Annotated in this window: 13 protein-coding genes and 2 pseudogenes; 8 read left to right on the top strand and 7 right to left on the bottom strand. The window is 63.3% G+C overall.

Annotated features, from left to right (window positions below; all coding sequences use genetic code 11):
• The first annotated feature begins 95 nt into the window (after positions 1-95).
• On the top strand, positions 96-1136 hold the full coding sequence (locus VEI45_RS16985) for an NAD(P)-dependent alcohol dehydrogenase (RefSeq protein ID WP_324855267.1): 1041 nt from the start codon (positions 96-98) through the stop codon (positions 1134-1136).
• Here the strand turns inward: VEI45_RS16985 and VEI45_RS16990 are convergent.
• Complete coding sequence (locus VEI45_RS16990; RefSeq protein WP_324855269.1) at positions 1125-1475, bottom strand: DUF3349 domain-containing protein; 351 nt, start codon at positions 1473-1475, stop codon at positions 1125-1127. The two genes, VEI45_RS16985 and VEI45_RS16990, sit on opposite strands and share 12 nt — an antisense overlap.
• Before the next feature lie 165 nt (positions 1476-1640).
• On the opposite strand from VEI45_RS16990, the gene VEI45_RS16995 reads away from it, so the two are divergent.
• The 3 genes from VEI45_RS16995 (at position 1641) to mdlC (ending at position 5237) form a co-directional block, all read left to right on the top strand.
• Positions 1641-2249 carry a hypothetical protein gene (locus VEI45_RS16995; RefSeq protein ID WP_324855271.1) on the top strand — a complete coding sequence of 203 codons (609 nt, stop codon included), beginning with the start codon at positions 1641-1643 and terminating at the stop codon, positions 2247-2249.
• Positions 2250-2303: 54 nt separating this feature from the next.
• Positions 2304-3551 (top strand): cytochrome P450, encoded by a 1248-nt coding sequence (locus VEI45_RS17000; protein WP_324855273.1) that lies wholly within the window; start codon positions 2304-2306, stop codon positions 3549-3551.
• Positions 3552-3635: 84 nt separating this feature from the next.
• The gene (gene mdlC / locus VEI45_RS17005) at positions 3636-5237 is read left to right on the top strand and encodes a benzoylformate decarboxylase (RefSeq protein WP_324855275.1); all 1602 of its coding nucleotides are present in this window, start codon (positions 3636-3638) and stop codon (positions 5235-5237) included.
• Positions 5238-5281: 44 nt separating this feature from the next.
• Here the strand turns inward: mdlC and VEI45_RS17010 are convergent, their stop codons facing one another.
• From VEI45_RS17010 to VEI45_RS17020, 3 genes are all read right to left on the bottom strand, one after another.
• Positions 5282-5827, bottom strand: coding sequence for a hypothetical protein (locus tag VEI45_RS17010; RefSeq protein WP_324855277.1), 546 nt, complete (start codon positions 5825-5827; stop codon positions 5282-5284).
• A 15-nt stretch (positions 5828-5842) separates the two neighbouring features.
• Complete coding sequence (gene nrdF / locus VEI45_RS17015) at positions 5843-6817, bottom strand: class 1b ribonucleoside-diphosphate reductase subunit beta (protein WP_324855279.1); 975 nt, start codon at positions 6815-6817, stop codon at positions 5843-5845.
• Positions 6818-6973: 156 nt separating this feature from the next.
• Complete coding sequence (locus tag VEI45_RS17020) at positions 6974-7882, bottom strand: SDR family oxidoreductase (protein ID WP_324855280.1); 909 nt, start codon at positions 7880-7882, stop codon at positions 6974-6976.
• A 62-nt stretch (positions 7883-7944) separates the two neighbouring features.
• Here VEI45_RS17020 and VEI45_RS17025 point away from each other — a divergent pair, with 62 nt between their 5' ends.
• Complete coding sequence (locus tag VEI45_RS17025; protein ID WP_324855282.1) at positions 7945-8517, top strand: TetR/AcrR family transcriptional regulator; 573 nt, start codon at positions 7945-7947, stop codon at positions 8515-8517.
• Positions 8518-8522: 5 nt separating this feature from the next.
• Here the strand turns inward: VEI45_RS17025 and VEI45_RS17030 are convergent, their stop codons facing one another.
• On the bottom strand, positions 8523-9140 hold the full coding sequence (locus VEI45_RS17030; RefSeq protein WP_324855284.1) for a TetR/AcrR family transcriptional regulator: 618 nt from the start codon (positions 9138-9140) through the stop codon (positions 8523-8525).
• Positions 9141-9228: 88 nt separating this feature from the next.
• Here VEI45_RS17030 and VEI45_RS17035 point away from each other — a divergent pair, with 88 nt between their 5' ends.
• The 3 genes from VEI45_RS17035 to VEI45_RS17045 are packed head-to-tail and all read left to right on the top strand — an operon-like array spanning position 9229 to position 11814.
• On the top strand, positions 9229-10803 hold the full coding sequence (locus tag VEI45_RS17035) for an NAD(P)/FAD-dependent oxidoreductase (RefSeq protein WP_324855286.1): 1575 nt from the start codon (positions 9229-9231) through the stop codon (positions 10801-10803).
• 41 nt (positions 10804-10844) lie between these two features.
• The gene (locus tag VEI45_RS17040) at positions 10845-11291 is read left to right on the top strand and encodes an SRPBCC family protein (protein ID WP_324855287.1); all 447 of its coding nucleotides are present in this window, start codon (positions 10845-10847) and stop codon (positions 11289-11291) included.
• Complete coding sequence (locus VEI45_RS17045) at positions 11275-11814, top strand: helix-turn-helix domain-containing protein (protein WP_324855289.1); 540 nt, start codon at positions 11275-11277, stop codon at positions 11812-11814. The genes VEI45_RS17040 and VEI45_RS17045 overlap by 17 nt, the downstream gene beginning before the upstream one ends.
• Positions 11815-11945: 131 nt before the next feature.
• Here the strand turns inward: VEI45_RS17045 and VEI45_RS17050 are convergent.
• Positions 11946-12324 (bottom strand): annotated as a pseudogene (locus tag VEI45_RS17050) (flavin-containing monooxygenase); the annotation flags it as partial.
• Positions 12325-12498: 174 nt separating this feature from the next.
• Positions 12499-12633 (bottom strand): annotated as a pseudogene (locus tag VEI45_RS17055) (TetR/AcrR family transcriptional regulator); the annotation flags it as partial.

Consider the following 12633-nt stretch of genomic DNA (forward strand, 5'->3'; position numbering starts at 1 on the left):
ACCGCACCCGCCAAATACATAGCTTTTCTATGCTAATCTGGTGGTGTCCAATAGAATTCGATATTGCAATAAGCGCACTCAAGAGGATTGCCACAATGAGCACTGTTTCCGCGTATGCCGCCACCTCGCCGACCGAGCCGCTGACCAAAACCACGATCACCCGCCGCGACCCCGGCCCGCACGACGTGGCCATCGACATCAAGTTCGCTGGGATCTGCCACTCCGACATCCACACCGTGAAAGCCGAATGGGGCCAACCTATTTACCCGGTAGTTCCCGGCCACGAAATCGCCGGCGTAGTGAGCGCCGTCGGCTCTGAGGTCACCAAACACAAGGTGGGCGATCACGTCGGCGTCGGCTGCATGGTCAACTCCTGCGGCCAGTGCAGTAGCTGTAAGGCCGGGCTCGAGCAATACTGCAAGCCGGGCGCGACCTTCACCTACAACTCCATTGACAAAGACGGCACGCCGACGCTGGGCGGTTACAGCCAGGCCGTCGTCGTCGACGAGAACTTCGTCGTGCGCATCCCCGACTCGCTGCCGCTGGACAAGGCGGCCCCGCTGTTGTGCGCCGGCATCACGCTCTTCTCGCCGCTACGGCACTGGAAAGCGGGGCAGGGCACCCGGCTGGCGATCATCGGCCTGGGCGGGCTGGGTCACATGGGTGTCAAGCTGGGCGCGGCGATGGGCGCCGACGTAACGGTGCTGTCGCAGTCGCTGAAGAAGATGGAGGACGGACTGCGCCTGGGGGCCAGGCACTACTACGCGACTGCCGATCGCGACACTTTCCGTAACTTGCGCAACAGCTTCGATTTGATTCTGAACACCGTGTCGGCAAATCTGCCGCTTGGCGACTATCTGAACCTGCTTGACGTCGACGGCACACTTGTCGAGCTGGGTATCCCCGAGCACCCGATGGAGGTGCCGGCATTCCCGCTGGCGCTGGCGCGACGCAGCCTGTCCGGGTCGAACATCGGCGGGATCGCCGAGACCCAGGAGATGCTGGACTTCTGCGCCGAGCACGACGTGACGCCCGAAATCGAGGTCATCGAGCCCGATTACGTCAACGAGGCCTACGAGCGCGTGTTGGCCAGCGACGTGCGCTACCGCTTTGTGATCGACACGTCAGGCTTGTGAGGCTGCGGCTTCGCCGTTAGACGCATCTGGGGTGGTAAACAGATCACTGATACCCGCCAGCGGCCAGCCGGCGGCGGCCAGCCTGCTGGCCACCCGCGCGATGTTCTCCGGACCGGCGTCGTAGTGCGTCATGTCGGAGATGAAATCCGCGATCACGTCACGGTCGACCGGCTCGTGATCGCGCTCCTCGTCGATCTCGTCGACCACTTGCGATACCTGATCCTCGGTCAACGGGGTGCTGCGCAGCAGCGCCAGCAGCGCGACTCGGTCGGGTCCAGGAACGCCTTCGGGGTAGCCGACCTGCAGCCACCGGACTACTGAACGCAAAAAATCGGCCACAGAAGCTGCAGCAGAAGATGGAGTTATCGCCACCCCATCAGTGTCACGAAAGGTGGTTCAGCGGCGCTACCGTCGCAGCGCACCGTTCACACAATTCATGCACCGTTCATCTTTCGACACAGCCCCTGACTTTCGGCGACGACACAGGTCACTACCGTGACGCGAATGAGGTGGCGGACGGTGGCAGTGTTGTCGGCGCTGTGGTGCGTGCTCGTGATCGCGCCCGCCGCGGTTACCACGAGCCTGTTCAAGATCTCGATCGACACATCGATCAGCGGGGCGGTGATCGGGGCGTGGGTTGTCGAGTATCTCCTGCAGTTCGCCGTGTTCTTCATAATCGCCCGGAAGTCGCCGCACGACCCATTGCTGGGCTGGTTCCTCGCCTCGATCATGCCGTTCGCCGCCGACTGGTCGGCACCGGTGTCGTGGTGGGCGCTGGTGATCTGCGCGGCGATTGTGGTCGGGTACGCGAGCTGGCTGACGTGGTCGGTGTATCGGTTTGACCGGCTGACTCGCGACGGTGTGCGGGCCAGAGCAGTCGTCATCGAGGTCAAGCGCCCGCTGTTCAACATGGTGATCAACAATGCCTACATTCGCCGGACACTGCGATTGCGCATCGAGCGGCCCGACGGAGCAGCGCCCTACGAAACCACTATCAAAGGGACGTTCATGTTTGGCGATATCTCGGCGCCCGGAGCGAAGCCGTGGGTGATGATAGATCCGCAGCGGCCGCAACACGTCGAATTCGCCAGCAAGACAGCGACTATGAACTGAACTCGTCTTGACGCAAACGACGGGATGGCTCAGACGAAAGGGTGGCGGCCAACCATGGCGGCGCAAGAAGAAGCAGCGGCTGGTCCGGATCCCGTGGTTGCCGTCGGCGAGGCCTTGACACGGGACCCCCGGCTCATCTACCGGATGCTCCGCGACACATCCCCCGTGTTGCGCATCAACGACTCGAGTGTGGTCGTGAACACCTGGCCACTGGTCGACGAAGTTCTTCACAGCCCCAGTCTGTTCCGCACGTCCCAGGACGCTAACGACTTCAAGAATGAGCGCCCGCTCGTCCCGCTGCAGATCAATCCTCCGGAGCACACGAAGTTTCGAAAGATCCTTGACCCGTTGTTCTCGCCCAAAAAAATTAAGTCGCGCGAGGGGTCGATCATCGCAGTGGCCAACCGTCTTATCGACCATTTCATCGACAGCGCCGAGATAGACTTTGCACAAGCATTCTCGATTCCGTTCCCGGGCGAAGTCCTCCTCATCCTGCTCGGATTGCCACGTGACGAGTTGCCAGCACTCCTGGCGATGAAGGACGGGATCGTTCGTCCCAACGTGGGATCCGGCAAGCCTATGGGGCATCCTGAAACCGACGCCCATCAGAAGGCCACCGCAAGTTCGATCTACGAATACTTCGAACGTGTCATCGCCGACCGTCGTTTGCACCGCCGCGACGACCTGTTGAGCTGGATTCTAGATGCTGAGATCGACGGTAAAGGTTTGAGTGACAACGATATTCTTGATATCAGCTTTCTATTCCTTGTCGCCGGCCTCGATACGGTGGAGGCGTCCCTGGATTGCTTTTTCGACTACCTCATTCGCAATGACCACATGCGTCAGGCAATCGTTGAAGATCCCTCGGTGATCCCCGTTATCGTCGAGGAGCTGCTGCGCTGGGAGTCTCCCGCCATGAGTATTCCGCGTCAAGCGGTCGTCGATACCGAACTCGGTGGATGTCCGGTGAAGGCCGGCGATCGAGTGCTCCTTATGCTCGGATCGGCTAATACGGACGAAGCCAACAACCCGAACGCCGTTGCCCCCCAATTGAATCGGAAGATCAACCGCCACCTGGCCTTCGGTGGAGGCGCGCATCGTTGCCTGGGTTCGCATCTGGCTCGCACCGAACTACGCGTGGCATTAGAGGTCTGGCATCAGCGGATACCCGTATACGACATCAAACCCGGTACTCAATTGACGTTTTCGCTTGGTACCCGATCGGTTGAAACATTCCCGATGATTTTGCATCGCCGCGCGCACGGTGCCAACGCTGAGCGAATCGACCGCCCCTATGCTTGAGTCGAGGCCGCGCGACGAACACCCAATTGCACTCCCGTCCAACCGGACAGAGGATCAAGTCGGCCCGACGATATCGGAGGTAGCATGACCACCGTCCGCAACGCGATTCTCGATTTGCTGCGCGCCCACGATCTGACCACCTTTTTCGGGAACCCCGGCTCGTCGGAACTTGCTCTCCTGCAAGACTTTCCAGACGATTTCCGCTATTTTCTCGGGCTGCAGGAGATGATCCCGGTCGGAATGGCCGACGCATACGCGCAGGTCACCGGTCGCCCCGCACTGGTCAACCTGCACACCGCGCCCGGGATGGGCAACGCGCAAGGCCAGCTCTACAACGCCTATTGCAACAAGACTCCGCTGATCGTCACCGCCGGAAATCAGCGACGAAACATGCAGAACCAGTACTGCCTGCTCACCAACATCGAACCCACCACCGTGCCAAGACCTTTCGTGAAATGGGCCGCCGAGCCCGCCATCGCCAGCGAAGCGCCCGCGGTGCTGGCCCGCGCAATCCACCTGGCCACCACCCAGCCGATGGGCCCGGTATTCGTCTCGCTGCCGATGGACGATATGCCGGTCGAACTCGACGACGCCCAAGTCGCCGATATCGCGGTGGTACGCGAGCGCTCGGTGATGCACGCGACCGGGTTTCCCGCTGAACTTGCCGAACGGATCTGCGCACGAATCGAAGCGGCGAAATCGCCGGCGTTGATCGTGGGCGGTGACGTCGAACGCTATGGCGCGTGGGAGTCGGTGATCGGACTGGCCGAACGCACTCAATCGGTAGTGTGGACCGCCCCGCTGACCGGGTGGAGCGGATTCCCCGAGAATCACCCGCTCTATCAAGGTGCCTTGCCGCCCGGCGCGGGCTGGATCTCGGGGACACTGGCCGGACACGATCTGTTGATTGCGATCGGGACGCCGGTTTTTCGGTACTACCCGCTGGTGCCCGGGCCCTACCTGCCCGAGGGCGCGAGCATGATTCACCTCACCAACGATCCCGACGAAGCCGCCCGCGCCCCCGTCGGGGACGCGATCGTCGCCGACTTGGCCACCGCCACTCAGGCCTTGCTCAACGCCGCGAAACCAACCAAACGGTCGGCTCCGGCGCCACGTGCCCCGATCCCCGACCTGCAACACGCGCAGGCGCCGCTGCAGCCCGATGCGCTGTGGACGGCGGTCGGGAAAGCCGCGCCCGCCGAGACGCTGTGGGTCAGCGAGGCCGGCAGCAACGAACTCACCATCACCAGCGCCATTCGGCCCGGTCACCCGTTGTCACATTTGTCGGCCGCCGGGGGCGGGCTGGGCTGGGGGCTACCTGCGTCCGTCGGCGCTCAGCTGGCGGCGCCGGATCGTCCCGTCGTCGCGTTAATGGGTGACGGCTCAATGCATTACGCGATCACCGCGCTGTGGACCGCGGCGCACTACCGGATTCCGGTCACGATAGTGGTCGCCTCCAACGCCGAGTACGGCGTGGTCAAGCAGTTCGGTGTATGGGAGAAGACGCCCAAAGTCCCGGGACTCGACATACCCGGACTCGACGTTGTGGCAACGGCCGCCAGCTACGGCGTGGACGCGCATGAGGCGCACACCGTCGACGAGGTCACCGAACTGGTTCGAGCGGGCATCGCCGACCGCGACCGCCCCACTCTCATCAACGCGCACACCGTTCCGGTCGGCGTCTAACGCGAACACCATGAGCCGGCATGGAAGCCGAGGGTTAGCGCCGCCTACTGGGGGCCTTCGGCGAGCAGCGCGACATTTCGTCGGATACGCCGCGAGCTGAGCAACGAGACCGGCAGCAGGATCGCAGCCAGAACAGCAAGCACCACAAAGGGCAGCCGGTCGTTGTTGAACACCACCGCCCCAGCGACGCCCGCGCCGATGAGGGCCCCAAACGTGATCCAGGTCCATAGCTCCGCACGGTTGAGTTGATCGGCTGACTTGTTGCGAAGATAGATTCTGCCTAGCCGCGTTGCCGACGCCCGCACATCGGGATCAGCAGGCGCGATGCCTCGCAAGACCGCGTTGATCGCATCGGAACGTCCCGATCGGTCCAGTCCGGATACCGCCTCTTGAGCTGCTCGGTGCGTGCCCTGGGTCGTCACCGTGAAATATCCGCCCAGCGCGGCACCGAAGACGATCGCCGATAGGACGGCGCCCTCGAACTCATAACTCGACTGCAGGCTGGTAAACAGACCCCACCACACAGCGAGGAACAACGCCGACACCAGGAAGCGCACCCATGCGGGTTGCAGGATCAGCCGGAGACGCATGTGAGACCTGCGGGTCTAGAAGTTCCAGTCCTCGTCTTCGGTGACGACGGCCTTGCCGATTACGTACGACGATCCCGATCCGGAGAAGAAGTCGTGGTTTTCGTCGGCGTTGGGCGACAAGGCGGACAGAATGGTCGGGTTGACGTCGGTCTCGTCGCGCGGGAACAACGCCTCGTAACCGAGGTTCATCAGCGCCTTGTTGGCGTTGTAGCGCAGGAATTTCTTGACGTCCTCAGTGAGACCGACCTCGTCGTAGAGGTCCTGGGTGTACTCCACCTCGTTGTCGTAGAGCTCGAACAGCAGTTCGTAGGTGTAGTCCTTCAGCTCGGCCTGCTTGGCAGCGTCCTCGAGAGCCAACCCGCGCTGGAATTTGTACCCGATGTAGTAGCCGTGCACGGCTTCGTCGCGGATGATCAGCCGGATCATGTCGGCGGTGTTGGTCAGCTTGGCCCGGCTCGACCAGTACATCGGCAAGTAGAAGCCGGAGTAGAACAGGAAGCTCTCCAGCAGCGTGGAGGCCACCTTGCGCTTGAGCGGCTCGTCGCCGCGGTAGTACTCCATCACGATCTCGGCCTTGCGCTGCAGGTTGGGGTTCTCCTCCGACCAGCGGAAGGCGTCGTCGATCTCGGCGGTCGAGCACAGCGTGGAGAAGATCGAGCTGTAGCTCTTGGCGTGCACCGACTCCATGAAGGCGATGTTGGTGTACACCGCTTCTTCGTGTGGCGTCAGCGCGTCGGGAATCAGGCTGACCGCCCCGACCGTGCCCTGGATGGTGTCCAGCAACGTCAACCCGGTGAACACCCGCATGGTCAGTTGCTTCTCGTTGGCCGTCAGCGTGCCCCAGGACGGGATGTCGTTGGACACCGGGACCTTCTCGGGCAACCAAAAGTTTCCGGTCAGCCGCTCCCAGACCTCGGCGTCCTTCTCGTCTTGCAGCCGGTTCCAGTTGATCGCCGAAACCCGATCGATCAGCTTCACTTTTTCGGTCACCAGAACCCACCTCACCAGCCATCTTTGGCTGACAGTCACCTGCGGAACTTCAGGCCCCAAACACTACCCCTGGGGTACGACAACGTAGCGCAACACAAGGAGTTGTGTTTGCGTGTCGCGAACACATGCCGCCGCATTCGTCCTCATTACCCAGTATTACGCGTTCGCCGGGTAATGCGACCGAAGGTTCAGACGCACCACGCGGTCGAGGACGCGATCGGATAGCACGCGGGCCAACCGTATGAGGACGGCCGCGTCACGTCCGATCGTGTACCGAGTGCGCGGACGAGGCGCGGCTACCGCCCTCGCAATAACTTTGGCGGCGCTTTCGGCGGAAACACCGTCCTTGCCGAATGATCGGGCCTGCTCCGAGATCGCCGCGACGAGATCGCCATAGCGCTCGAGTTGAGCGGTGGCCATGCCGGCCTTCAACCGATCGGCGTTGGCCACCCCCCGTTCCAACATCTCGGTCTTGACCGCACCGGGTTCGACGACGACGATCTTGACCCCGAGACCGCTGACCTCACGGCGCAGGGAATCGCTGACGGCTTCGAGAGCGAACTTGGAACCCGCATACGCCCCATACGTCGGCAGCGCCACCCTGCCGCCCACAGAACTGATGTTGACGACGGTGCCCGCGCTGCGTAGTAGGGTCGGCAGCAGCGCCTGGGTCATGGCGACGTGACCGAACAGGTTCACCTCGAACAGCCTGCGCCACTCGGCAATTGGCAGCGTTTCGACTGGAGCATTGATCGAGATCCCAGCATTGTTGACCAGCGCGCGCAGCGGCCGGCCCAACGGATCGCGGGCGACCCGGTCGGCAATGGCGGCCACATCCGAGTCGACCGTGATGTCGAGGATGTGCGGCTCGATCCCCTCGGCCCGTAGAGCATCGGCGTCGACGACGCGGCGGACGCCGGCCAGCACGTGAAAGCCATTGCGCGCCAGCTCTTTCGCGGTGGCCGCACCCATACCGGTCGAGGCGCCGGACACGACGACCAGCTCGCGGCGGTCGGGCGGATTCGATGGAGTCATGACCATCTCCAGTTCAGTTGACACCGTCATCTCAAAATAGATAGTCCAGTTGACGTTGTCAACTCAACCGGCAACGGCCTATGCTGCTGCCGGTGGTGACGCGATCAGAGACTGCTGCGATGACCCGCCAGTCGTTGCTCGATGCCGCCGGCGCGCTGCTCGACACCGGCGGACCGGATGCCGTGACGCTGCGCGAAGTGGGTGCCCTGTGCGGCGTGTCACGTTCGGCGCCCTATCGTCACTTCGCGAACAAGGAGACCCTGCTAACGGCCCTCGCCACGAACGCCATGAACCAACTGGGCGACCGGCTGGAGCGCCTGGCCACTGGAGACGATCCCCCGGAGAAATCCCTACGCGCCGCGTTGCTTTCGCTGGTCGCGATCGGCCGCACCCGACCCCACCTGTACCGCCTGATGTTCACCACACCGGCGGGCGATCCGACCGCGGCGGTGCGGGCGGCCGAGCGCACGCAAGACCTGTTCCTTGACCTCGTCGGCCGCATCGTCAGCCCCCGGCGGGCGCGACACTACGGAGCGCTACTGCTGACCACCGCCCACGGCGCAACGAGTTTCGAGTTGAGCGGCCATTTCGTATGGGACAAGTGGCAGACCAACGCCGACCAGCTCATCGACACGATGATCGCCTTGCTGCCGACCAAGAAGTAGCCGGCTCAGTCCAGTCCGGCCTCCCGCAGGGTGTGCGTCAAGCCGTCCTCGAGGGCGCGCAACGCGATGTCGGTAAGGCGACTGAGTTTGTCGACATCCTCTCCGCCCTTGCCCATCCAGGTTTCGAGCGACACGAACACAGCGGTGGCCAGGCTGTGTGCGGCGATGTCGGCGATCATGGCTCCGTCGGCGGTGGGCGCGGAACGTTCGTGGATGAAGCGCTGGATCTCGTCGGCGACCTGATCGCGCATCCGCCGGATGTGGCTGGTGATGATGTCCTGGTCCAAGTCTCGCGACCGGATGGTCGCGGCCTCACGGACCATTGCGAAGTCAAATGGGAACGCGTCCATAGCTTTTCGCACCGACACGGTGATCGATTCCCCGTGCGGGCGCAACGCCAGCGCGCGGGCGAACCATTCGAAGCCGATGTCGTAGTCGGCGAAGATCACCGCGTGCTTGGTCGGGAAGTGCCGATAGAAAGTTCGCTCGGTGACCCCGACGTCGGCCGCGATGTCGGCGACGCTGGTTTGGTGCACGCCGTCGGCGACGAAGCGCTTCATCGCCGCCTGTTGCAGCGCCTGACGCGTGCGCTGGCTACGAGATTCCACGGTGTAAGCACACACCAAATGTCACCATTGACGCAAATATGTCAGGTGTGACATTGTGCGCACAGGCGAAAGGGTCACTACCACAGCCAGGAGGACGATCAGCATGGCCGACTATGACGCGATCATCATCGGGGCAGGTCACAACGGTCTGGTTGCCGCGAACGTGCTGGCCAAGGGCGGAGCGAAAGTCCTTGTCCTGGAACGCGCGCACTTCCTCGGCGGGATGGCCGCGACCCGCGAGCTCTTCGACGGGTACAAGCACAGCGTCGGCGCGTGGGCGGTGCTGATCTGGCGACAGGAGATGACCGAACGCCTGGAGCTGACCAAGTGGGGCTTCGAGTTGATGGATCAGTGGACGTCGACGTGCACGTTCGGCGATGCAGGGGACACGCCGTTCGTGATGTACAACGACCTCGAACGCATGGGACGCCACCTCATCGAGGACCACGGGCCCGAGGTCGCGACGGGCCTGGGTGGGTTATTCGCCCACATCGGCCGATTTGCACCGTATTTCGTCGACTCGGCGTTCGGCCCGCCGCTGGACATCATCGAGGTGATCGCCGCGCAGCCCACGCCCGAGGACCGTCACGATTTCGCCCAGATGTGGTACGGCAGCACGATGGATACGGTCCGCCGCTTCTTGGCGCCGGATCAGGGTCGCTGCATCCAGGGCTCATTGGCGGCGATGTCCATTGACGCCTTCGACGGTGGACCCTGGACCCCGGGCTCGAATGCATCGACGCTGTATCACTACCTGATTGGCGGCGGCAACGTCGAATACATCATGCCGCGCGGCGGCATCGGCTCGCTGAGTACGGCACTGTGTCGTCGCGCCGAATCATTGGGTGCCGAGGTGCAGATGAAGGCGCACGTCAAGCAAATCCTGGTTAGCGACGGACGCGCCACCGGAGTCGAACTCCGCGACGGCACAACGATTTCAGCCGACGCGGTGCTGTCGTCGCTCGACCCGTACACCACGTTTGTGAATCTGGCCGGCGCGCAGAACTTTCCGCCCGACTACATCCGCAAGATCAAGGAAATCAACTTCAACCTCGGATACATCCAGGCCCATCTGACCATCGACCAGGCCCCGCAATGGATCGAGCGGCTGCAGCCATTCATGTGCGATCAAGGGCAATGGTGTCCCACCGTCGCCTACGCGCCATCGCCGGAATACATCAGCGATGCGTGGGAGCAATACCGCAAAGGGCAGCTTCCCGACGCGCCGCCCACTTATCTGTACATCCCCAGCATGGTGGACTCGTCGCTGGCGCCCGAAGGTAAGCACAGCGCAACCATTTTCACGCCCTACTTCCCCACCGGACTGGACGCCGACGAAAACCGAAGCTGGAAAGAGCAATACGCCGACACCTGCGTGCAGATCTTCGATAAGTACGCCCCCGGTTTCGCCGATTCGGTCACCAACCGCGTCGTGTTCTCCAACCGGTACTTCGGCAGCACCTTCAGCGCACACGCCGGTGATTACTCACATGGGCTGCTGCAGCCCAACCAGCTGTGGACCGGTCGCGTCGTCGAGGGCGCCGACAAGTTCGCCACACCGGTCGAGGGACTCTACCTGTGCGGCCAATGCACCCACCCGGGCCCGGGAGTGACCGGCATTCCGGGATGGAACGGTGCCGAAGCGGCCCTCAAGCAACTCAACGCGCGCGTCGGATAGACCACTGTTCAGGACGCTACGCAAGATGTACCATTTGGTACATGATTACCGAAGACAGTATCGAGATTGACGCGCCGGCGCAGTTGGTGTGGGAGGTCTTCAGCGACGTCGAGCGCTGGCCGGAGTGGACCGCGTCGGTGACGTCGCTGGTCGGCACGGACGGAGCTAACATCGCCGTCGGCAAACGGTTCGCGATCAAGCAGCCCGGCATGTCGAAGCTGGTCTGGAAGGTCACCGAGATCGACCCCGGCCTGTCCTGGACTTGGGTGCAACGCTCGCCCGGCGTGCGGGTGAGCGCTCGCCACGATGTGATCGCCCAGTCCGACGGCCGCACCCTGGTGCGCCAGCAACTCGACCAGCGCGGTGTGCTCGGCGCCCTTGTCGGGCGGTTGATGGTGAAGAAGACCAAGCGCTTCCTCGAACTCGAGGCCCAAGGACTCAAGGCCCGGTCTGAGGAACTCAGCCGCGCCGATGGTTCGCACGCCTGACCTGGAGCGGCGCCGGCAGTTACTCGATGCGCTCGTCGGGGAGTTCGCGGCGGGCGGGGTCGGCGACCGCTCCCTGCGCGACGTCGCCGCTGCGATTGGCACCAGCCACCGAATGCTGTTGCACCACTTCCGGTCTCGAGAGGATCTCCTGGTGGCTATCGTCGAGGAGGTCGAGCGCCACCAGATGGGGCTGCTGCCTGAATTGCCCACAAATCCGGCCGAGAGCTTTGCCGCCATGTGGGCCGACCTTCGTCGACCCGAACTGCGCCAGTTGGAACGTCTCTTTTTCGAGTGCTACGCCCGCGCCGCCCAGGGCGAGAAGCCGTTTGCCCGAATGGTCCCCAGTGCTGTCGATGGCTGGCTGGCCGAGGTCGCGGCCGTCGCCGGCGGTGCATTCGATCCTGCGATGGCACGGCTTGGACTGGCCGTCGTCCGCGGCCTCCTGCTGGACCTTGTCGCCACCGAGGACGAGGCCGGCGTGGATGCGGCCGCGAAAGCGTTCGTGAAGCTCCTTAGCCGCTGACCTTTCGGCGGTTTGCCGGCACGCCGGTGCCCACCCCGAAAAACCGGCTTTAGGAGGAATTGTTCTCGGGGCGAGATCAAAAACTGCGTCACGTACTCCTGCCCAGACTCGGTGAACACGTGCCAGCGTTATTCGGTGTCGTCCCAGTGCGCGCGGTCGACCAGCGAGCCGAACCGGATGTAGCGGCGCAGGCCGTATTTGTCGGTGACCCCGTTGAGATAGTCGAGGATTTCAGGCTGCGGTGAGAACAGTTTGCTCCAGGTGGCCTTCGGCTCGAACGAGAACGAGTACAGGTGCGACAGGACGTCGCAGGCGCAGCCTGGGTAGCTGTTGTCCCGCCAGGTGCCGCCGATCTCGTCGGCCTTCTCCAGGATGACGAAGTCCACGCCCTGGCGCTGCAGCGCGGTAGCCATCCCCAGGCCGGAAAACCCCCGTCCCGATGATGACTGCGCGGGTGCGCACGGCCGGAGCCTGTGCCTCAGGCTGGGTCGTCGACTCGGCAACGCTCATGTGCGCCGCCCTCCTCATCGCTTCGTCCCCCTCGCCGCTGCGCGGCTCGGGGCGCCCCCACTGCATCGTCGCCGGCGCGACTCATCTCGGATCGATCTTCGTTCTCAAGTAGCCGGTACCCACCGGTATCGGAAAGTGTGTCGATTGCCACGGCGATGTCAACGCCGCCGATGCTCAGCTGGCGGCGGAGTTGCGCGGCACCGCGTTGTGGATCGGCTGATCGGGGTCCAATTTGATGCCGAGCAGCTCGGCGGTGCCCTCGATGACCCCCATCATGATCGTGGTCAGGTGCTCGACAAACTTGTCGCG

Origin of the sequence: Mycobacterium sp. (assembly GCF_035623875.1) — a bacterium.
GTDB lineage: Bacteria > Actinomycetota > Actinomycetes > Mycobacteriales > Mycobacteriaceae > Mycobacterium.

Coding starts and splice junctions, on each gene's coding strand:
- VEI45_RS17045 (WP_324855289.1), top strand. CDS start 11,275: ATGGTTCGCACGCCTGACCTGGAGCGGCGCCGGCAGTTACTCGATGCG.
- VEI45_RS16995 (WP_324855271.1), top strand. CDS start 1,641: ATGAGGTGGCGGACGGTGGCAGTGTTGTCGGCGCTGTGGTGCGTGCTC.
- VEI45_RS17040 (WP_324855287.1), top strand. CDS start 10,845: ATGATTACCGAAGACAGTATCGAGATTGACGCGCCGGCGCAGTTGGTG.
- VEI45_RS16985 (WP_324855267.1), top strand. CDS start 96: ATGAGCACTGTTTCCGCGTATGCCGCCACCTCGCCGACCGAGCCGCTG.
- VEI45_RS17020 (WP_324855280.1), bottom strand. CDS start 7,882: ATGACGGTGTCAACTGAACTGGAGATGGTCATGACTCCATCGAATCCG.
- VEI45_RS17010 (WP_324855277.1), bottom strand. CDS start 5,827: ATGCGTCTCCGGCTGATCCTGCAACCCGCATGGGTGCGCTTCCTGGTG.
- mdlC (WP_324855275.1), top strand. CDS start 3,636: ATGACCACCGTCCGCAACGCGATTCTCGATTTGCTGCGCGCCCACGAT.
- VEI45_RS17000 (WP_324855273.1), top strand. CDS start 2,304: ATGGCGGCGCAAGAAGAAGCAGCGGCTGGTCCGGATCCCGTGGTTGCC.
- VEI45_RS17035 (WP_324855286.1), top strand. CDS start 9,229: ATGGCCGACTATGACGCGATCATCATCGGGGCAGGTCACAACGGTCTG.